The sequence below is a fragment of the Acidobacteriota bacterium genome (assembly GCA_016208495.1).
GTDB lineage: Bacteria > Acidobacteriota > Blastocatellia > Chloracidobacteriales > Chloracidobacteriaceae > JACQXX01.
In genome coordinates this window covers 1-20,657 of record JACQXX010000059.1, presented here as the reverse complement: position 1 = coordinate 20,657, position 20,657 = coordinate 1, and the positions used below count along the sequence as shown (strand labels likewise).

The window sequence follows — 20,657 nt, the reverse complement described above, 5'->3', positions numbered from 1 at the left end:
GTTCAGAGTCCCGCCTTCAGGCGGAAGAATCTCAGAAATTGTTGTTGAAGGTAAAGATACCGCCTGAAGGCGGAACTCTGAACTTTTCCTTCTTCGCAAGGTCAGGAAACCACTGGTTCGGCAAAAATATCTTTCACTGAGACACAAAACCCAGGAACGACGTCTCCAAGATCAAGTGTTGCTTCCTGATTCAGAATGGTGATGCTGGTCAGTGACCGATAGACTGTAACCGTTTGTTTGCGTGGATTTAGAATCAAAACCAGTGATGTCCCAGCTTCAAGCCATTGGGTGGCTTTTTCTTCAACCTCGGAATACGTATCGCCTGGTGAGATGACTTCAACCGCTAAATCAGGTGCTTGAGGCCAGTAGCCTGTGACCGTTCCAACAGCTTCCAGATGAGCACGATTGACAAACGCGACGTCCGGTGCCCGAACCGTATCCGGATTTGAAGCCAGTCGGAATCCGGTTTCTGCCGCATAAACCGCACCAAGGCCATTGGTTTCAACGTGTTGAGCCAATCTCCAGGTAAAGCGAACCGCAATTCTGCCGTGTTCGTGCCCCGCTGGTGCCAGTTGTTTCAGCTCTCCTTGAATGAGTTCATATCGAAAATGACCTTTCGGCATTTGCAACAATTCATCAGCCGTGACCAGTTGAGTTGTGATACCCATAAAACACCTGTGTCTGGAAGGATTTTTGAGAAAGTTCAGCGTCCAAGCCTTCGCTTGCTGATCTTCCCAGTCAAGTGAACAAAGGTCAAAGTGTCATTTGGGGCGTCCTGAAAATCATGCGGTTTTTTCTCAAAATCAATTACTGCGGGATTTGTTGGAAAGTGAGCTGCCAGTGAGTGGTGGTGAGTGGTCTTGGCAGCGGTTTGGCAGCGGTTTGATATTCTTCAATAAGGAGGTCCAAAACCTGCTTCCCGTTTTCGAGAGCGGCTTCATAGGTGTCGCCGTGCGTGTGAGCAAACGGTCCAAATTCAGGCAAGCTCACCACAAATGTCTGATCTTCCTCTGACCATTGGATAACGATGCTGTAATTGTTGTTCATAACTAACTACCTCCTTGCACATCTTTTATAGCTTGCTGAACCATTGTTTCTTGATACTTCCGGGCATCATCTCCGTCATTTCCTGAAAGTGTGAGGCTATAGATAAGCCTGGGATGGTTCCAAACACTGTGACTTCCTTTTCCACTGCGGTTGGAAAAACCAGCCTTCCGAAGCATGGTTTTCAGTTCTCGAATTTTGCGGGGCATAAGGGTTTTCAGAAAAAACAATTTCAGAGTCAATTATTCGGTAAGCTTATTTCCCCAAATAGTTTAACTCTCTAGCAAGATACAATAAAAATCGTAATTGAGTATTGATTGCTTTCAAGAATTTTGGGGATTTGTTTTCGGTGGGAAAATGGTTCGAGGGGGGCGGCAGGAGAGGTGGTCAGCACGTTGATGCTCAAGCGAACGTTATTTCGTTCTGACCGGTTTGGTATCGGGAGAAAAGCATCATTGCCCAACTCAGTTCCTGCCAGGTTTTCTTGTACCTGAAACCCGCCCACTGGTCAACCGTCAATTCAAGTGGTTCAGATATGCCTGCCGACCAAACAGCGAGAGATAGGTCAGTTCGCCTTGCTGAACCACGACCTGCCCGGCAAACGATTTCCCGTCAACCGAATGCAGTTCAAGATCAAGAAACCGCTCTTCTTCCATCAGTCGAAATTCTTCTTTTTGAAGTGGTTGCAATTCTTCGAGCAACTGTTGCCGGTACAGGGTTCGTCGTTCAAAAAGTGATTCTTTGAGCGCGATGATTGATGTTCCCTCAAGCGGTTTGGGCGTCAATTCCCAACCGGTGCGCTGCTCCAGATACATCGCCGACGTGCCATAACAAAAGCAAACCAACCCCATCCAGACTTCGCAGAAATAGTCGGCGGTTGGCGCAATTTCAACCCCGACCAGCCGGTGATTCAGAAAAAAAGCAGCACCAATCTGCCCATCCAGAAGTTCAAAACGGCTCTGGTATTGATTCAGGTAGGCTCGCTTCCGGCTGATGATTTGCTCTAAATGGCCACGGTCTTCGAGGTGAAACTGCTGGCACAACTCACGAATCGAAGGCCAGAGTTTGCTGTAATTTTGGATCCGACGGCGTTGGAATGCCGCCTCCCGCAATGCCAGGGGAAGCACGAAAAACCATTGTTCACGTTCGGTCAGGTAGCCGCCCTGGGCCTGTTGCACACAGCAGGCGTCATCAAACATCACTTTCTGACCCGCCGCGATAAACCCTGACCGGCACAGGCAGTGATTTTGGGCATTTTCCTGAATGTAGCCCATGTGCAGCGGCACGATTGCCACACCTCGGGCTGCCGGGTTGTTTAATTCCAGGTTACCATAACCCTTGACCTGTGAAAGTTTTAACCCGCTTCGTGGACCGACGAATTCTCCCTGCCGATCCGGTCCGAAAATTGGAATGACCGACAACGGCCCGGAGGTTTGGACCGTGCCAAACCGGTACTGGGAAAGGGTCAGCGGGTTGTGAATCAATCCAAGCGTGTCCATACCATCAACTCCTTGTACCATCGAAAAAGCTCGGTTCGCCAGTGGTCTTTGAGCGTTTCCCAGCCATGGTTGCCTCGGGCGAGACACCACAGGCGTTCAATCAACGATGGAAATTCCCGTTCGTGCCAGAACTCAAGCGCCGTCAGATTATTTGCCGGGCGACGCAACTGCAAATCGTCGGAATGTGAGAACTTACTGTGACAAAACACCACTGGTGTGTCACATCCAGCGGCTGGAAGGGCAGCAACAACGGCGGCCAAATCTCCCTGACAGGAGTTTTCATAGCCATCTGAAAGCACCACCACCAGGTCTGGATTGTCGGCTACGGCGTCCAGCACGGCTGTTGCCAGGTCGGTTGGGCCGTAGGGAACGGGCGGATCTTCCTGACCGCCAACCGTCATTGTTCGGGTTTGGGCGCAGAGAGTGGCCAGCACCCGTTGGAACGCCACCGATTGGGAAATACAGCAGAACTCGCGGTCGCCATAGCCCCGGCTTGATGCCGAAGCATCGAGCACAACTGTCAACCGACCTGAAAAAACCGGTAATCCGGCGGCGGCCTGGTTGACATAAGTCTCGATTGCTTCGACCAGCTCTGGCGTGGCACCGCCTCGATACAGGTGAACCAGCGTGGCGGCAATATCGCCGCGATTGGTTGGAGTGACCACTTCGGGCAGTGATTCAGTCGGTCGCCAGATTCGACGAATCAGGGTATGTGCCACTGGATACAGGGTTTGTGCCGTCGGCTGAGTTTTGGAGGCATGAAAGAGAAACGGCAAGACAGCTTTCACCCGGTCTGGATTGGAAAGAAGTCGGTTGATTGGCGTTGAAGCCCAGCCAGTTCCTTCGTGATTGGCCTGTCGAGCAATCGCACGAATCGTCGCTTTGCCCAGCGCATGCTCCAAACAATCTGCAACGGCTGGACGCCGACAAACGGCTAAATCTTCCAGTCCTGGGTGATTGACAACCCACCGCACAATTGCCCGCGATGTGTGGTTGTGGTTGGCTCGCAACCGCCGCAGAGCCAGAAACACGGTCAGGGTTTGCTCTGGTTCCAGCAGTGCGGTCAGCAGGGCCGCTATTTGTTCGAGTATTTTCCGGGAATCATCAGGTATTCCAACCCACGACCGACGAAGAATTTCCAGCAGAATCCGTGCCTGTTGCCAGCCGGTCACTCCCTGGGCCAGCGCTGCGAGTGCATAGCCTTCCGGGTCACGGTCAAACATGGAATGGTGCAATTCTTCATCATCCCAGACGAGCGGTTTTTTCCGATGAAGCACCAGCGGTGTGGTTTGGGTTCGCAAATGATTGAGGAATGAGAACATAATTTGGAGTGCGGCGATTTGCTGATAGCTGTATTGTTGTATTGGTTTGGGCATCCTGAAAGGCTGCAGTTCAGATAGCCGGTCGGTTGCGCTGCTTTGAGCGCTACCACCGGTCACGGTTTCCCATTCCTGTTTCATCCTGAAGGGATGCGACGATGCTCAATCCGATCTGTCAGAAACTGATTCATAAGGTTTTCAACCCATCTTCTTCCAGCCCAATGTCTTCAACCCAAAGTCTTCAGCCCGAAGGTTTCAAGTTCTCCGTTGTGGAAAGGTCGGTTTTCGCCCGGATGGGCGCTGGAAAGTAGCCGGTGGGCAGCCTGCTTTGAGGCGCACCCACCGGAATCCAGGTCGAGAAATGTTCGCGCCCGGATGGGCGCTGGATCAACTTCAAGTCTGGCGAAACCAAGTGCCTGATGACCAAACTTCTTTTCCAGCGCCCATCCGGGCGCGAACGGAATGGGCCTGAGTCCCGGTGGTATGCCCAAAGCAGCAAACCACCGGCTACTTTCCATCGTCCTCCGGACGGGAGAGGTCAAATCATTCTGACCTTTCCGCAACGGAGGTTTCAAGTTGAAAGAATTTGACAGTACCGCGCATCTCCGAATAGTGTAACGGTTCTTTTTACCCCTGACAGCCTGTGTTTGGAAAGTACACCAGGGCGGAAAATGTCTCTTGTCCAGCTCATTCCGGTCTGGTGCGAAGTACTGCCATGTTACGACTCGATAAACTGGAAATCCGTGGTTTTAAAAGCTTTTGCGACTTTACCGAAGTCGTTTTTCACGAAGGAATCACCGCTATTGTTGGTCCCAACGGGTGCGGCAAGTCAAACGTGATGGACGCCGTCATCTGGGTGCTTGGTGAACAATCCGCCAAAAACCTGCGCGGCGGTAAAATGGAAGACATCATCTTTAATGGGACGCGCGACCGAAAACCGCTTGGAATGGCCGAAGTGTTGCTGACATTCACCGCTGTGGCCGACATCGAACCTGACAAAAATCTGGAAGACGACCTTTCAACCGAAGATTTGTTGATCCCTGAAATTCCGATTGATGAAATTGAAGAATCGCTCCAGCAACAGTTTACGGGTGAACCGGACCAACCGGCAAGTGAAGTTTCTTCGGAAGAGAACTCCCCAGCAAAGACACAACGCCGGGGACCGCGCAAATTTCGAATTCCAACGCTGGTGCAGGGCGAAAAAATCACCATTGGCCGTCGCCTGTACCGCTCTGGTGAAAGTGATTATCTGATCAACGGTCGGACGTGCCGTCTGCGTGACATTCTCGATTTTTTTAGTGGAACGGGCCTGAGTCGTGCCCGCTATGCGATTATCGAACAGGGCCGAATTGGGCAGGTGCTCTCTTCCAAGCCGCACGACCGCCGGGCACTCATCGAGGAAGCCGCCGGGGTGGCCAAATTTAAAGCCAAACGTCACGCGGCGGAGGTCAAGCTGGAAAGCACCCGCCAGAACCTCTCTCGATTAAATGATTTAACCTCCGAAATCGAACGTCAGGTCAACAGTCTCAAACGCCAGGCGTCAAAAGCCCGCCGATATGTGGCGCTTCGGGATGAAATGCGGGCTGCCTTGCGGGCGTTTTTTATTCGCACCGCCCAGCAACTCAAGGAATCACATCACGCTGTTTCCGCTGCCTTCGATGCCTGCACGTCGCAGTTAGAACACCTCACCTCACAAACGCAGCTTCTTACCACCCAAACTGCTGAAGCCCGGCAGTTTGCCCGTGTGGCTGAAGACCAGTTGACTGCTGCCCGCCAGCACGCTTCGGAAGTCAATCTGGAATGCGACCGGGCCACCAATTTGCGCAAACATTTGTGTGAACAAATCGAGCAGATGGTGCTCCGTCAGCGCGAACTTGCTTCTGAAGCAACTCGGTTGGCTGAGCGCCGTCATCTGGTGGTTCATGATTTGGAAGCAAGTCGGTTGAAAAACGAGCAACTGGGGGTTGAGCTGAGCGGCGATGAAAAACGGCTTTCTGGAATTGAAGCTCGCTATAAAGCCGAATCGCACAAGCTCCAGGAATCAGAGCGCCAGCAGGAACAGGTCAGATCACAATTGATTGCCCACATCACCCGGATCGAGCGGCTGCGCAACCAGGAACAACAACACCATGACCTGGAAGCCCGACTGGTTCGGCAGGCGCAAAATCTTGAGTCTGAAGGACAACGGGCGATTGAACGCCATCTGCAGGCAGTTCAGGAACTGGAATCGGCGACTGAAACTCGTGAAGCCTTGACCACCCAGATTCAGGGGTTTCGCGAAACCCTGGCGACACTCAACGCGGAAGTCAATCGCGGCAACGATGCTGTCAAGCAGGCTCAAATTGCTTTGACAACGGCCCAGCGCGAGCGCACCCGTGTCGAAGACCGCCTGGGGTCGCTCAAAAATCTGGATGACCACCACGCCTACTATTCAAGCACGGTCAAAACGCTGCTCCACGAAGCCAAAAAAATTCCTGGTCTGCACGTGGTGGGCACGCTGGCTGATTTTCTGAATGTTCCCAGCACCTATGAAAGCCTGGTGGAAACCGTGCTGGGTGACCGGGTGCAATCCATTTTGGTGCCGACGATGGAGATGGCTGTCAATGCCGCCACCTGGCTTGAAGCCAACAAAGGCGGACGGGCGACCTTTCTGGTGACCGGATTTCAAGGCGGGGAAGGCGATCCGCCAGCCGCGACCAGCCGAAAGAAACGTCTTGCCGAAGGTGAGCCTGACACTGGCACCGGCCTTTCATTTTTGTCCGTGTTGGGGCTTTCACCGCAATTCAATACCGTTTTTTCACGGGCGTTGCCGCAACTGGCCGAAGCCCACATTGCTTCATCCCTTGATGAAGCCCTGGATTGGTCCGCTCAGGATCCGACCCGGCTCTTTTTGACGCCGGATGGCGCGCAGGTGCTGGGGTGTTCGCTGCTGGTTACGCGAGGTTCGGAAAAGCCTCCGACCAGCGTGCTGGCCCTCAAACGTGAAATCAAGGAACTGACCGCCAAAATTGGCGAACTTGACGAAGCCGTACACCAGCAAACACTCGTCCTGGAAAAAGCCCAGGCCCGCCTGACCGAACACAAAGCCCAGCAACGTGAAACCGACGGCGAATTGCGCGAACTTGAAAACCGTGCTGCCGCTGCCAGCGTCGAACTCAAACAACGTCAACGGGATGTGGAACGGGCTGACCAGCATTGCCATGTGGTCGAATCTGAAAAAACACAGCTTGCCAGAGAACGGGCCCAGCTTGCGGAACGACTGGCCCAGACCAAAACCGAACTCGAACAGGCTGAAGTGCGACATAAATCCCTGGAATCAGAATTTGCCGTGGCCCAGGAGAAACTGACGGCTCTCCGGCCCAGTGTCGAGCTGATTTCAGAAGAACTCTCGCTCATTCGCGCTGAAGTGGCGGCCCGGTTGGAACGTCGTCGGTCGGCTTCGTCTGAACTGCGTCGGTTGGAAAATGAAATTCGCGATGTCGAACACCGTCAGGGACAGCTTGAACTTGAGCAGGTCGAAGCCAGGGGCCGGCTTGAAACTCACAAGCAGCAATTGACCGATTGCGAAGCCCAGATTGTGACGTCAACCAAGGGCCAACTGACCGCCGCTGAAAAGGTGACCAAAGCTGTCATGCGGCTTGAAACGTTGCGCAGTCGCGCTGACGAACTTGAAGAAAAGCTCAATCAGTTGCGTGGCAATGAAAAAGCGGTTCGTGAAGCGCGCTCCAGTCACGAAATCGAGCAGGCCCGGATCATTTCTGAATATGAGCATGTGATCAAAACCTGCCGCAGTGAATTGAGCGAACACCTCGAAGAACTGTTGGCGGCAGAAACCGTTCCGGACGCCCGCACGCTCGAAGAACTTTCGACTGACCTCGATGACCTGCGTGAAAAAATCGAAACCCTGGGCCCAGTCAACATGCTGGCCCTTGAAGAACTTGAAGAAGCCACCAAACGGCATGAATTTCTGATTGCCCAGCGGGCCGACGTCATTGACGCCATCGCCACCACCGAAGAAGCCCTCAAGGAAATCCGCAAACGCACCCGCCAGCGCTTTCTCGAAGCCTTCAACCAGATCAATGATCACTTTGCCAGAGTGTTTCAGGAGCTATTTGGTGGTGGACGCGGCGAAATGATTTTAATTGACCAGGAAGACGTGCTTGAAAGCGGGATTGACCTGATTGCCCAACCACCTGGAAAGCGGCTGCAATCGGTGTTGCTTCTGTCAGGTGGTGAAAAAGCAATGGTCGCACTGGCACTGGTGCTGGCAATTTTCCGTTATAAACCAAGTCCGTTCTGTATTCTGAACCCTGAACCCTGAACCCTGAACCCTGAACCCTGAACCCTGAACCCTGAACCCTGAACCCTGAACCCTGAACCCTGAACCCTGAACCCTGAACCCTGAACCCGGAGACTTTCCCATGGCCGTTGAAATTACAGGTGCTTACATTGGCAATTTGAAGTTTGAACTTACGCATGGACCGTCAGGAACGGTCATTCGCACGGCGCCGCCGGTTGACAATAACGGCGATGGCAGTTCGTTTTCGCCCACTGATCTGGCTTCGGCAGCGCTCGGAGCCTGTATGGTGACGATTGTGGCGATGGTTGCCGAGCGTGATGGCATTGACTGCACCGGGCTTGGCTTTCACATTGAAAAACACATGTCCACCACGCCTCCGCGTCGAATTGGACGACTGCCTGTGCGAATCACCATGCCCAAAGGACTGACAGATGCGCAAAAAGCCAAACTCGAACGGGCGGCGCTGACCTGCCCGGTCCATCACAGCCTCCATCCGGATATCGAAAAGCCCGCCACTTTTGTCTATGAATAATGCCAGTTAGTAGTTAGTAGTCAGTAGTTCATTAAATCTATTTGATTGAAGTACCTGACTGTTTTCTCCTACAAGGACTTCATTGCACATCGGCGTACAGACCAAAATTGGAAATCCCTGAACCCTCATCTTTGACGGAGACGATGCCATGTCGGATATGACTCAGCCGCCAATGCTTGACCGGGCACGCGAGTTTTTTGCGGCCTTGCAAGATGAAATTTGTACTGCCCTTGAGGCGATTGACGGCAGCGCCTTTCAACAGGATTTGTGGGATCGTCCCGGCGGTGGCGGCGGACGAACCCGCGTGCTTCAGGAAGGCAGTGTTTTTGAAAAGGGCGGCGTGAATTTTTCCTATGTGTTTGGCGAGATGCCCGAAAAACTGGCCCGACAGGTAGACAGCGGCGGAGACCGGTCATTTTCAGCTACCGGCGTGTCGCTGGTCTTACACCCACGCAACCCGATGGTGCCGACCGTGCATGCCAATTTCCGCTATTTCGAGCAGGGAAGCGTGGCCTGGTTTGGAGGTGGGGCTGATTTAACGCCGTACTATCCGTACCGCGAAGATGCCGTCCACTTTCACACCGTTTTGAAGGCCGCCTGCGACCAGCATCATCCCGACTATTATCCGCGCTTTAAAAAGTGGTGTGATGACTATTTTTACCTGCCGCATCGCACTGAGACCCGTGGCGTCGGCGGTTTGTTTTTCGATCATCTGAAAGGTGAGGAAAGCAGCCTTGAGGCGATCTTCGCTTTTGTTCAGGATGCTGGTAAAGCGTTTCTCCCCGCCTATTTACCGATTGTTGAACGCCGCCAGCCTGAACCCTATGCCGAACGCGAACGCACTCATCAGTTGATTCGTCGCGGTCGGTATGTGGAATTCAATCTGGTCTATGATCGCGGCACCTTGTTTGGTCTTGAAACCAAAGGCCGTACCGAATCCATTTTGATGTCACTCCCACCGCTTGCCAAATGGGTGTATGATTACCGGCCTGAACCTGGAACCCCTGAAGCCGCTGCCCTCGAATTCTATAAACCGCACAACTGGCTCGACTGAATGAAGAATGAAGAAAGTGGTTAGTGGCTAGTGGTTAGTGGTTAGAAATCAATACTTTCGAAGAAGAACCCCGCAACCCCGCAACCCTGAACCCTGCAACCCTGAACCCCAGATATGATAAATGGACTCAAAGTCGTTGTCGTCTTACCAGCCTATAATGCGGCCAAAACGCTGCTCAGAACTTACAATGAAGTTGACCGGAATGTAGTTGACGAACTGATTCTCGTTGATGACGCCAGTCACGATGATACGGCTGAAGTTGCTCGCAGCCTTGGAATTAAAACCATTGTTCACACCACAAATCTTGGATACGGCGGCAATCAAAAAACCTGTTATCGCGAAGCCCTCAAGGCTGGCGCCGATATTGTCATCATGTTGCACCCGGACTATCAATACACGCCTAAGTTGCTCCCGGCGATGGCCTACCTGATTGCGTGCGGTCACTATGATTGCGTGCTTGGGTCACGCATCATCGGGAAGGGAGCGCTACTGGGAAACATGCCAGCTTATAAATACTTCTTTAACCGATGTTTAACAGCATTTCAGAACATTTTGCTGAGTGAACGTCTCTCTGAATATCACACCGGGTACCGGGCATTTTCACGGAAGTTGCTCGAAAAATTACCGCTGGGCGAAAACGACAACGATTTCATCTTCGACAATGAAATGCTGGCTCAGATTGTCTATTTTGATTTCCAAATCGGCGAAATTAGCTGTCCGACGCGCTATGAAGCTGACTCATCATCAATCAATTTCATCCGAAGTTGTAAATATGGGCTGGGCGTGCTAGGCGTTTCAATGGCGTTCAAGCTTCAAAAATGGGGACTGGGCAAGTGGCGGATTTTTGATCCAAATGGGAAGCGGTTGAGTGAGTAGCGATACCAGTCAGTAGTCAGTAGTTAGTAGTCAGTAGTTTGCTAAGTTCCTTTGATTCAATTACTTGACTGGTTTTTAGTGCGAAGTGCTCATTACAACATGATATGAATGGAAAAGCGACTCGTGAGTTATCCAACAAACCACACTATAAACAATTTGGGTGAAACCAACCTCACTCAACTGATTCGATCCATGCAACCCAGCGTGGCTGATCAGTGTTTTATTTTCTGCACGCTTCCTGAATCTGCTGCCATTCCTTTGATTCCACAGACTTTAGGGTTTTTTCGTGAAGCTGAAGGTGTTACTCTCATTCTGGAAAAAGAAGTTGCGTTGGCCCATCAAATCCAATTTCGTGGCGAATGGGCCAAAGTTACCCTCACGGTTCATTCTTCACTCGAAGCCGTGGGCTTTCTGGCCGCGATTTCACAACCACTGGCCACTGCCGGAATCAGCACCAACGTCATTTCAGCTTTTTTTCACGATCATCTTTTGGTTCAATGGGATAGACGTGAGAAGGCTGTTGAAATCCTCAACCAACTGGCTCAAACGGCTGCTCAGTCGTGATGGTGAACTGCCTGGAATTCATCGGGTGTGTTGACATTCATCAACAACCGATTGGACCGAGGCAGATGCGCATATTCGGAGGCCCGGATACGACGGACTGTGGTGTGTTCAAGCAGGGTTTCCATTCGCCGCTCCCCATTATCAAGTAACCTGGTCACAACTGGGAAAACAGATGCCTGATACACAGCGCACATGCTGTGAAGCTGTGGATTTTGAGTTCCAGTCGTTTCTGGAACGACAATCTGGGCTTCCTGGCGATGGTTGAGGAGTAAAGATAGAAACTCAGCCGTCAAAAAGGGAAGATCACACGCCACAATGATTGAAAATGACCGAGTTGCCGCGTGCAAAGCGGCTTCGATTCCAGCCAGTGGCCCAGCGCCACGACTGGCATCCCGACGTAAGTCACCCAACAGCGGAACCCCAAGTCTCAGATATGCTTCCGGCGTGTTGGTCACAATCGAAACGTCATTTGTCACTGCAGAAAGAATATTCAACACGCGCTCAATCATCGGCACTCCTTCGACCAGAAGGCGGGCTTTGTTAACGCCCATTCGCCGGCTTTCACCGCCAGCCAGAATAAATCCACTTACATCAGGAAAAAGAGTTGAAGGCATAGTCGTTAGTAGTCAGTAGTCAGTCGTCAGTAATGCCAGTTAAGGGTTGAAGTGTTTTTTGGTTTTCATCCCCGTTGGGATGGAGTCAGGTGAGCCGGTGGTCAGCGTCGCTTTGGACGCGCCACCACCGGATGCGGGTCATCTCCAATCCAAAATCCCCCGCCCGGCCAGCCGCCGCCTACGGCGGCTGGCCGGGCAGGGAAAGGGTGGGGAGTGACCAGGTTCCCAGGGCTCGAAGACTCGCCCTGGGCTACAAGCCGGCGCCCACTTCGTGGGCTGAGAACCCAAACGGCTTCAACTCTTAACTGGCATCAGTAGTCAGTAGTCGAGTGTTGGGATTTTGGGATTTTGGAATTCGTGTCAAGTGTATTTTGTTCTATTTGAATCATTTAGGAACAATTCTTTTCAAGAATTCGACGAATTCAACGATCTGGGTTTTGTCTACTGACTACTGACTTATCAACTACTGACTACTGACTACTGACTACTGACTTGAATTGCTACTTCGCTATTTTCCCCATCAGTGGTAATCTGTGCAGGCCAACACGTCAGTTTCTTGTAATTTTTTTCCAGTTTATTCACCTTCAAATACAGAACTCATCAGCACAAGACAGTCAGGAACCCAGGACACATTATGTTTTGTAGTTCATTTGCTGTGACTTTTCGAAGAGCGGTGTGGTCGGTGGTGCTGGTTGTGATCGGCGTACTCGGCTGTTCCCAATCAGTTTTCGCCCAGGCCGGAGTGGTCATCCCAGGAAATTCCTCAACCCCAGATGTAAAACAGCTTTCACTGGCTGAGATGTCAACCGATATTCGGATTGACCATCAGTATGTGCGGGTCAAGATCGTCCAGATCTATGCCAACCACACCAGTCAAGTCCTTGAATCCAAATACATTTTTCAGTTGCCAACCACGGGGGCGATTTCGGATTTCGCGGTATGGGACGGAGATATTCGCATTCCTGGCGTGATTCTGGAAGTCAAACGGGCAACTGAGATCTATGAAGAACTCAAAGCCCAGTATATTGACCCCGGCCTGGTCACACAGGAAGACGAAGAAGGCGGCAGCACCGCCTTTACCGTACGGCTGACGCCGATTCCGGCTTATGGAACCAAACGAGTCGAAATGGAATATACCCAGCTTCTGCCGGTCGAAGGCGGTCAGACATTTTTCTCGCTACCGCTCAAACCCTCGGAATATGGCCAGCAAATGGCGGGGATTTTCAGCCTGTCGCTAGATGTGATGAGTCGGATTCCGATGTCCCAACTCAATGTGCGAAGTACCCAGTACCCACTGGCCTTTTCGGTTCAGCAACCTGACCACATTGTGGGGGCTTTTACTGGCACGAATGTTTCGTTTGGTCAGGATTTTGCCTTTGACTACACACTGCAAAATACCAAAACCGAATTGAGCCTGCTGACTTATCGCGCTCCGGAAATCATCTCGCCGCTGGAATTGCGTGACCCAAACCGGACCAAACCGGACAACGACGGGTATTTTGAAATTGCAGCGGTGTTTAATGAACGTGGCGCCAAACCGGGTGAATTCATCAAAGCCACCACTGAAAAACGCTCAGTCGTGATCTTGCTTGACACGTCGCTCTCGATGCAGTGGGAGAAACTGGACCGGGCGTTTCAAGCCACCGAGCTGTTTTTACGGACACTGGCTGCCCAGGATAGTTTTAACGTGCTGCTCTTTAATGACGACGTGCAGGCGTTCTCAACTACACCGCTGACGGCGACACCTGAAAACATCGAGCGGGCGCTCACTTTTATCAAGCAAAGCTATTTGTCAGGTGGAACGGATTTTGTTGGTGCGCTCAAAAAGGGATTGGAACTGGCCAAACAGTTGCCCGGTGACGAGCGCGATTTGATTTTGATTACCGACGGGAACCCAACGCTGACCACCACGGTCTCACGTCGGATGGTTCAGGATTTCTCCACGGCCAACGGAAGCGGCACCAAACGGATTGCCCGCGTGTATGCTTTTGGAATTGGTTCTGACACCAATCAGCAATTCTTGAAAGAACTGGCGCGGACAAGCCGTGGCTATTTTGACTGGGGACGCGAAACCGACGAACTGGAATTCCGATTGACGGCCTTTTTTGCCAAGGTTGGCCAAAAGCCGATTGAAGCGCTGGCCCTGACCACCAGTGACGGGGCCAATGTCTATTCGGTCTATCCCGATGTGGACACCACCAGTTACGACGGGTCACGGTTTTCATTTGTCGGACGCTATCGTCGTCCGGCGCAATCCATCACGTTTTCACTGGCTGGCGATCAGCATGGCCGCCCGATCAAGCTCGCCGCCAGTGCTGCTTTGCCGGAACTGGATAACACCCACAGTCACCTGCCACGAATGTGGGCACGCCAACGCGTAGACGCCCTGCTCCGGTTGATTGCGCTCAATGGCGAAGACGAAGCCCTGATTGCCGAAATCATCGCCCTTTCCAAAAAATACAAGTTTGTCACTCCCTACACCGCCTTTCTGGCTGCTCCACGGTCATTGCTCAGACCGCGCGTCATCAAACCGGGTGACCCGATACTCAGGGTTCGAACTGATGCTTCAATCAAGTCGGTGGTGGCAGTGTTCCCCTTTGGCTTGACCAAAACGCTGACCTACCTTACCTCTGAAGATATCTGGGAAACCCGATTTTTAGCGCCGAAAGAAATGCAGGATGGGAGTTACGCCTGTCGGTTGATTTTGACCGATGACAAAGGGAATGTTTTTCAGGAAGAAAAACGGTTTGTGATTGACAGCCGGCCTCCGCAACTCAAGCCCGAACTGGCCAAAACGCTGGCTCAGGCGGGCGACTCAATCGAAATCCGGGTGGCTGCCGATCAGGATACCCGCCGAATCTCAGCCCGACTGGCTGGAACCCTTCCCGTCAGAGTCATTTGGGATCCAAAACGCAAGACCAACATTGGGGTGATTCACATTCCTGAGGGAGTACCTTCCGGGCTCTATACCATCATCGTGACCGCTGAAGACTTTGCCCATAACGTGGTTGGCTCTGAGGTCACTCTTGAAGTTATTGGCGGCTAATTTCTGACAAAGTGACAGGGGGACAGGGTGACAAGGTGACAAGGTGACAAGGTGACAAGGTGACAAGGTGACAAAGTGACAGGGTGACAGGGTGACAAGGTGACAGGGGGACAAAGTGACAAGGTGACAAGGTGACAAGGTGACAGGGTGACAGGGGGACAAAGTGACAGGGTGACAAAACCTCCATTTCCTGAGTATCTTGTCAAAAAGTCACCTATCAAAAGGTCACTTTGTCAAAAAGTCACCCTGTCAAAAGGTCACCTTGTCACCTTGTCAAAAGGTCACCTTGTCATCCTGTCAAAAGGTCACCTTGTCATCCTGTCAAAAAGTCACCTTGTCAAAAGGTCACCTTGTCATCCTGTCAAAAGGTCACCTTGTCATCTTCAGATCCGAGGAGCACAGCTATGTCTTTGTTCTTTTCTTTCAATAAGGAAAAGTCACTCAAAGCGGCTGAGAAATACACCCAGCAGGGAAAAATCGAAGCAGCCATCAAGGAATATGAACGAATTCTGGAAGCCGATCCCGCTGACCTGAGTGTGTGTGTCACACTGGCTGGTCTTTATGCCCAGGTGAAACGCAACAAGGATGCGGCAGCCAAATATCTGAAGGTGGCTGATTACTATCGGAAAAAAGGAAACCTTCCTCAATCCACCGCGCTCTATCGCAAGGCCAACCGTCTTGATCCGACTGATTATAGCGTCGCTCTGGTATTGGCTGACCTGCTCAACAAACAGGGCCTGACCTCGGATGCACTCCAGATTTATGTCAACGCCTCTCACGCCTGTAAACACGGCGGACATTACGTCAACGCGGTGAAAGTGCTCCGCGAAGCGGTCAAACTCAATCCCGACAACCCATATTTAAAAATGGAACTGGCCGAAGCGCTCTTTGGCATTGATTCGATTGACGAAGCCCACGACATCTATGTGACGGTGGGACGTGAGTTTTACCATAAGGCCCAGTTGGCCGAAGGGTTACAGGCATTTCAAAAAGCACTGGTCGTCAAACCCGGTTCCAAACCTGCACTCAGAGCACTGACCGATTTTTCCCTGCAACACGGTGATCGCCAGGGGGCGGTTGCCATGCTCCAGGAGTTGCTTGAAAACACACCCAATGACGTTGATTTGATCGTGTTGCTGGGACGGACCTGCCTTCAGGCCCGGATGTATCCGGAAGCTGAAGAAGCCTTTCTTCGGCTGCTTGATCTGGACCCGCAACGGTATGAATACCTGCTTGAAGTTGCCCGCGGTTATGTCAACAGCGGCGAATACAACCGGGCGGTGGTGCTCATCGGCAAGTGCCTGGATCTCATCGTTGCCCGGCGCCACAAAAAACGCGCCACGGCGATTTTGAAAAATATTGTCAGCCAGGATCCACGCAACCTGATGGCGCTCACGACATTGGCTGATATTTACGAGCGGGTTGGTGAAAAACGGAACCTGACCACCACGCTCAATACCGTGGTTGAAGTTGCCTTGGAACATGGATTGAACAAGCAGGCCCGAATGGCACTTGAACGGCTCATCGGGCTGACGCCAGGGAAGAAAACCTACCGGATTCAACTGGCCCAAATCGGGCCCGTTACTGGGGAACTTTCCTCCGATACCCTTCAAACGGTTGAGCTTGATGACGATGTTGATCTGACTGAAAAGGTTGAATCATCGGCTGATTACAGCACCGAGCTGCTTGAAGAGATGCTGGCGAAAAATCCAGAACTGGCACAGGCCCGCATCAAATTGATTGAAGACCTGGTTGCCCAGCAGCCAGATTTCATCGAAGCCCGCCAGCAGTTAAAACAGCGATATGTTGAAAGTGGTTTGGCGGAAAAAGCGGCGCTTGAATGCCTGGAAATTGCCCGACTGTACGAAACTCGTGAAAATTATGCAGCGGCTGAAGAAATCCGTCAGGAAGCCTATTTCCTCAATCCCTATCTCAATCCGGTCGTCCAAACCAAACTGTTGACTGGCCGGTTTGACGTTTCCTTCCTCAGGTCGCTTGAAAGCGGGGAAATGCTGTCAACTGATTCCGCAATGGAGGAAACCGTGGAGATGGTTTCACCTCCGGCGGACGATGATGTGATCGAACTCAATGTGACGGATTTTCTGCAGTCACCCGTCGAGTTTTCACAGGGCGGCGCCAAAATTGTTGATTCAACTACCACGACGTTCTTTGAAGTTCCCGGCACAATGGAGCCTGTGAGTGCCAAACCATCCAGTCAGACGGCGAAAATTCAACCAGAGCCTTCCTCAAATGCCATGGTTTTTGAAATTCCGCGCACTCCAGAGCCACAACTGACTTCTTCGACCCCAGAGGTAGCGGAATTACCAGAATCGCCAGCGGTAATTCCAGAACCTGCTTTTGAGTCGTGGGATTCACTTGAAGCCCAACGATACGCCCAGGATTTTCTGGCCCAAGCCTATCAGATGTACCAGCAGGCTGAATCCCCAGCCATTCCAGAAATGTCGGAAATTCCCGCGATTTCCGAAGCAGCCGTGACCGAACCTCCACCCTGGGAGACCAACCAGGGTTCAGGGTTTGAAAGCCAGGGTTCAGGGTTTGAAAGCCAGGGTTCAGGGTTCAGGGTTCAGGGTTCAGGGGTGGCGGAACCTGTTGTTGAAGATACACTTCCGGAACCTGAAACTCCTTTGGATGAAGAACCAGTTCGTAAATTCTCAACCGCCAGGTTATTTGCCATTTCTGCTTCCGGCGGAGAATTATTTACCGGACCGCTGGTAAATCCGGGTTTAGGCTTTGAAACGCCGGTTTCAGGATTTGAAAGTCCGGGTTCCGGGTTCCGGGTTCCGGGTTCCGGGTTTGTGGAAGCTGAGGTTGAGCCGGAACCTCCAGGTCCAACTGGAGAAATTGTGTCAGCCCAATTTGAGGAAGTCCCTGAAACAGAAGCGCCTGCTTTGGAAGATGCTGGCTTTGCTGTGGTTGGGGAAGTGACCACATTTGAAAGTCAGGGTTCAGGGTTCAGGGTTCCGGGTTTAGAGTCTGTGGAAGTTGAGATTGAGCCGGAACCTCCAACTTTAGGTGAGGCGACAGTTGAATCCGCGATTGCAGAAGCAATCGAGGTGAGTGAGTCTGTGTCAGACGACGGGTACGACTTTGCCGTGGTTGGGGAAGTGACCACCTTTGAAATCCAGGGCTCAGGAATTGCAGAACTGACGGATGAGTTGGAAATTCCAACTTTAGTTGAGGAAGACGCTGAACCTGTGACTGCCGATGTGATTGAGCCAGTATCCGAAGACGTTGAATCACAGGCGCTTCAGTATGAGTTGATGCATCAGGAAGATTCTGGCCAATTGAATGAAGATCTGATTTCCAGGGAATTTGAAGCCAGCAGCCTGATCGAAAATCAGTTTGGAGAAGTGTTGGACACCGAAATTGAGCCAGTTCATGAAGCTGATGATTTGGCGGCGCCTTCGCTCGAACCCCTGGTGGCTGACCTGATAGATGAAGATCTACTCCAGGAACCAGAGACTGATTATTCATTGGAATTGAAAGATGTTGAATCACAGGCACTTCAGTATGAGTTAATTCAAGAAGAAGCTTCCGAACCAGATGACAACCTGATTTCCAGGGAAATCGAACTTGCGGCTGTGCTTGAAAATCAATTTGGAGAAGTTCTGGACACGGAAATCGAGTTAGCGGTTGAGCCTGATGATTTGTCTGTTTCTTCACTTGAACCCCTGATAGATGAACTGGTTGCGGAAACTAAACTTTCTCAAGAAGAAACTCAGTTCGAATCAGAACCTGAAGAACCTGAGGTTGAAAACTCCAAACCCAGGCAATCAAAGAGCCTGAACCAGAACGGCTGGAATTTGATATTGATTCAGTGCCAGAGCTGGAAGTGACTCCAACATTGGAAAGTGAGGCTGTGGAACCCGGAACCCGGAACCCGGAACCCGGAACCCGGAACCCGGAACCCGATTTTGAAGCGGTCGAACCAGCCCCCAGCCTCTATCCTCTATCCCCTATCCCCCAGCCTCCATCCCCTATTCCTGAGTTTCCTCGGTTTTCGCATACACTCAAAATCGAGCCGGTACAACAACCAGTTGAAGCTCCGCTTGAAGAGGGATTATCGGCAATTGAGTCAATTCTCCGACGTGGTAAAACTGCCAAACTCAAACCAATTGTGCCTGCTGAAGGAGTGTATGGCGAATATGTCCACCGAATTCAGACTGAAGAAGGAGATATTTCGGAGGCAGTTCGGGCAATAACTGCCCCACTGACCACGGCATCGCAATCTTCACAATGGGAAGAAGAAATTGCTCCATCGTCTGAGTCCGTTGCAACGGGAACATTAGACAGAACCAGTGAGGTGAATATTGGCGCGCTACGGCCAGCTATTTCATCTGAAATGAAAGCTACAACCCCTTTCCCATCCATGAATTGGGAACCTTCTCATCCAATCAGTCCATTGCAGGAAACCAGTCCCACCCCTGAACCCCAGCCAGTCTGGGCAGTCTCGTTTGACGAATCAGAATCCGGAGGGCTAACCCCGGCGGAGATTCAGGAAACATTGGCTGGTAAGGTTGCCGACCTGATGACGGCCCAGGAGTTGAATAAAACACTCCTGGCCCACTGGAACAACCGCTTTGCTCAGCGTGAGATCTCGTTGATCAAGCTTGTGGTTGATCCGTTTATAAAACACGCAACCCCGGTAACTCCTGAACTCAGCCGGGTTATCCTGAGTCCCGTGGCTGAAATGATTGAAACCGAATGTCGGACGGAGCCAAAATTGATTGGTTACTGTGGTTCGGCTGAATTTTTCATTGTGCTGCCTGGCGTAGCTTCAGACGAAGTTGCCGAAATTGCTGAACATCTACGTTCCCAGGCAGAATCCCTCTGGCTTTCAATGCCTGGTCATGAATCTGACGAATGGCTCACTGTCAGCCTTGGCGTCGTCACTTCCTTCCCCTTGAAATCTTCGCTTGATTCCTTGCTGAGTGCCGTGAATCTGGCACTTGAACTGGCTCAGGATGCTGGTGGAAACCGGGTGATGATTTCGCCTTCTCCCTTGGACTAACCCCGTTCGAAAAAAGCGGCGTCAAGTGGGCCGCACTCCAGATGAAAATATTTATGCGACTCTTTTGGCTGGGAGAGGTGTCTCCACGGCTTGCAACGATGCCTCGCCCACGAGGCGGAGAATGGCTTGAATCCGAAATTGAGGCCCTCAAACGAGAGGGTGTCAATATTCTGGTGTCACTCTTAACTGAACCCGAAATGAAGGAACTTGATCTTCGGGAAGAAGAGCGCTTGTGTATCCAAAAGGGCATACAGTACATTTCGTTTCCGATTCCTGATTTTTCAACTCCAGCTTCAGTTCGTGAGGTGCGGCTTCTGGTCGAGAAGCTCGCTGCCAGTTTGGCCGCCGGGCAGCGGATGGTGATCCATTGTCGTGGCGGGATTGGACGTGCATCGTTGATTGCGGCCTGCGTTCTGGTGCGGGATGGAAAGTCGGTTGACGAAAGTTTTGCCCTAATTCAATCAGCGCGGGGCTGTTCCGTTCCCGATACTCGCGAGCAAGTCCAGTGGGTTGAGCGATTTCAGGCTTTTCTGAAAGCATTTGGTTCCTAGTCAGTAGTTGATAAGTCAGTAGTCAGTAGATAAAACCCGGATCGTTGGGTTCATAAGTTTTAAAAAGAATTGTTCATAAATGGCTCAAATAGAAAAAATACATTTGACAGGTGATTCGAAATCCTAACGCTCGACTACTGACTACTGACTACTGACTACTGACTACTGACTACTGACTACTGACTACTGACTACTGACTACTGACTACTGACTACTGACTACTGAC

Annotated in this window: 16 protein-coding genes; 10 read left to right on the top strand and 6 right to left on the bottom strand. The window is 51.6% G+C overall.

All coding sequences use genetic code 11. The features are described from left to right. Positions 1 to 101 precede the first annotated feature (101 nt). The 5 genes from HY774_10800 to HY774_10780 form a co-directional block, all read right to left on the bottom strand. A complete protein-coding gene (locus HY774_10800; GenBank protein ID MBI4748968.1) occupies positions 102 to 668 on the bottom strand; it encodes a Uma2 family endonuclease in 567 nt (188 codons plus the stop codon). A 139-nt stretch (positions 669 to 807) separates the two neighbouring features. Continuing rightward, a complete protein-coding gene (locus HY774_10795; GenBank protein MBI4748967.1) occupies positions 808 to 1,047 on the bottom strand; it encodes a type II toxin-antitoxin system HicB family antitoxin in 240 nt (79 codons plus the stop codon). A 512-nt stretch (positions 1,048 to 1,559) separates the two neighbouring features. Then, positions 1,560 to 2,543, bottom strand: a complete 984-nt coding sequence (locus HY774_10790; protein ID MBI4748966.1) for a hypothetical protein — start codon at positions 2,541 to 2,543, stop codon at positions 1,560 to 1,562. Then, the gene (locus HY774_10785) at positions 2,525 to 3,919 is read right to left on the bottom strand and encodes a VWA domain-containing protein (GenBank protein MBI4748965.1); all 1,395 of its coding nucleotides are present in this window, start codon (positions 3,917 to 3,919) and stop codon (positions 2,525 to 2,527) included. Before HY774_10785 ends, HY774_10790 begins: the two co-directional genes overlap by 19 nt. A 170-nt stretch (positions 3,920 to 4,089) precedes the next feature. After that, positions 4,090 to 4,380 carry a hypothetical protein gene (locus HY774_10780; GenBank protein MBI4748964.1) on the bottom strand — a complete coding sequence of 97 codons (291 nt, stop codon included), beginning with the start codon at positions 4,378 to 4,380 and terminating at the stop codon, positions 4,090 to 4,092. Positions 4,381 to 4,577: 197 nt separating this feature from the next. Here HY774_10780 and smc point away from each other — a divergent pair, with 197 nt between their 5' ends. From smc to HY774_10755, 5 genes are all read left to right on the top strand, one after another. Next, positions 4,578 to 8,183, top strand: coding sequence for a chromosome segregation protein SMC (gene smc, locus HY774_10775; protein ID MBI4748963.1), 3,606 nt, complete (start codon positions 4,578 to 4,580; stop codon positions 8,181 to 8,183). A gap of 100 nt (positions 8,184 to 8,283) precedes the next feature. After that, positions 8,284 to 8,694, top strand: coding sequence for an OsmC family protein (locus HY774_10770; protein MBI4748962.1), 411 nt, complete (start codon positions 8,284 to 8,286; stop codon positions 8,692 to 8,694). A gap of 148 nt (positions 8,695 to 8,842) precedes the next feature. Then, on the top strand, positions 8,843 to 9,748 hold the full coding sequence (hemF, locus tag HY774_10765; protein MBI4748961.1) for an oxygen-dependent coproporphyrinogen oxidase: 906 nt from the start codon (positions 8,843 to 8,845) through the stop codon (positions 9,746 to 9,748). 114 nt (positions 9,749 to 9,862) lie between these two features. Further along, entirely contained in the window at positions 9,863 to 10,624 is a 762-nt protein-coding gene (locus tag HY774_10760; protein MBI4748960.1) for a glycosyltransferase family 2 protein, read from the top strand. A 123-nt stretch (positions 10,625 to 10,747) separates the two neighbouring features. After that, positions 10,748 to 11,188: an ACT domain-containing protein gene (locus HY774_10755; GenBank protein ID MBI4748959.1), complete on the top strand. Its 441-nt coding sequence runs from the start codon at positions 10,748 to 10,750 to the stop codon at positions 11,186 to 11,188. Here the strand turns inward: HY774_10755 and HY774_10750 are convergent. After that, the gene (locus HY774_10750) at positions 11,179 to 11,802 is read right to left on the bottom strand and encodes a molybdenum cofactor guanylyltransferase (GenBank protein MBI4748958.1); all 624 of its coding nucleotides are present in this window, start codon (positions 11,800 to 11,802) and stop codon (positions 11,179 to 11,181) included. The genes HY774_10755 and HY774_10750 overlap by 10 nt on opposite strands. A gap of 58 nt (positions 11,803 to 11,860) precedes the next feature. Between HY774_10750 and HY774_10745 the strand changes: the two genes are divergently transcribed. The 5 genes from HY774_10745 (at position 11,861) to HY774_10725 (ending at position 20,431) form a co-directional block, all read left to right on the top strand. Then, entirely contained in the window at positions 11,861 to 12,019 is a 159-nt protein-coding gene (locus HY774_10745) for a hypothetical protein (GenBank protein MBI4748957.1), read from the top strand. A 417-nt stretch (positions 12,020 to 12,436) separates the two neighbouring features. Beyond that, on the top strand, positions 12,437 to 14,848 hold the full coding sequence (locus HY774_10740) for a VWA domain-containing protein (GenBank protein ID MBI4748956.1): 2,412 nt from the start codon (positions 12,437 to 12,439) through the stop codon (positions 14,846 to 14,848). 404 nt (positions 14,849 to 15,252) lie between these two features. Next, entirely contained in the window at positions 15,253 to 18,705 is a 3,453-nt protein-coding gene (locus HY774_10735) for a tetratricopeptide repeat protein (protein MBI4748955.1), read from the top strand. A gap of 23 nt (positions 18,706 to 18,728) precedes the next feature. After that, positions 18,729 to 19,880 carry a diguanylate cyclase gene (locus tag HY774_10730; GenBank protein MBI4748954.1) on the top strand — a complete coding sequence of 384 codons (1,152 nt, stop codon included), beginning with the start codon at positions 18,729 to 18,731 and terminating at the stop codon, positions 19,878 to 19,880. A 53-nt stretch (positions 19,881 to 19,933) separates the two neighbouring features. Beyond that, positions 19,934 to 20,431 carry a dual specificity protein phosphatase family protein gene (locus tag HY774_10725; GenBank protein ID MBI4748953.1) on the top strand — a complete coding sequence of 166 codons (498 nt, stop codon included), beginning with the start codon at positions 19,934 to 19,936 and terminating at the stop codon, positions 20,429 to 20,431. The last annotated feature ends 226 nt before the right edge of the window (positions 20,432 to 20,657 follow it).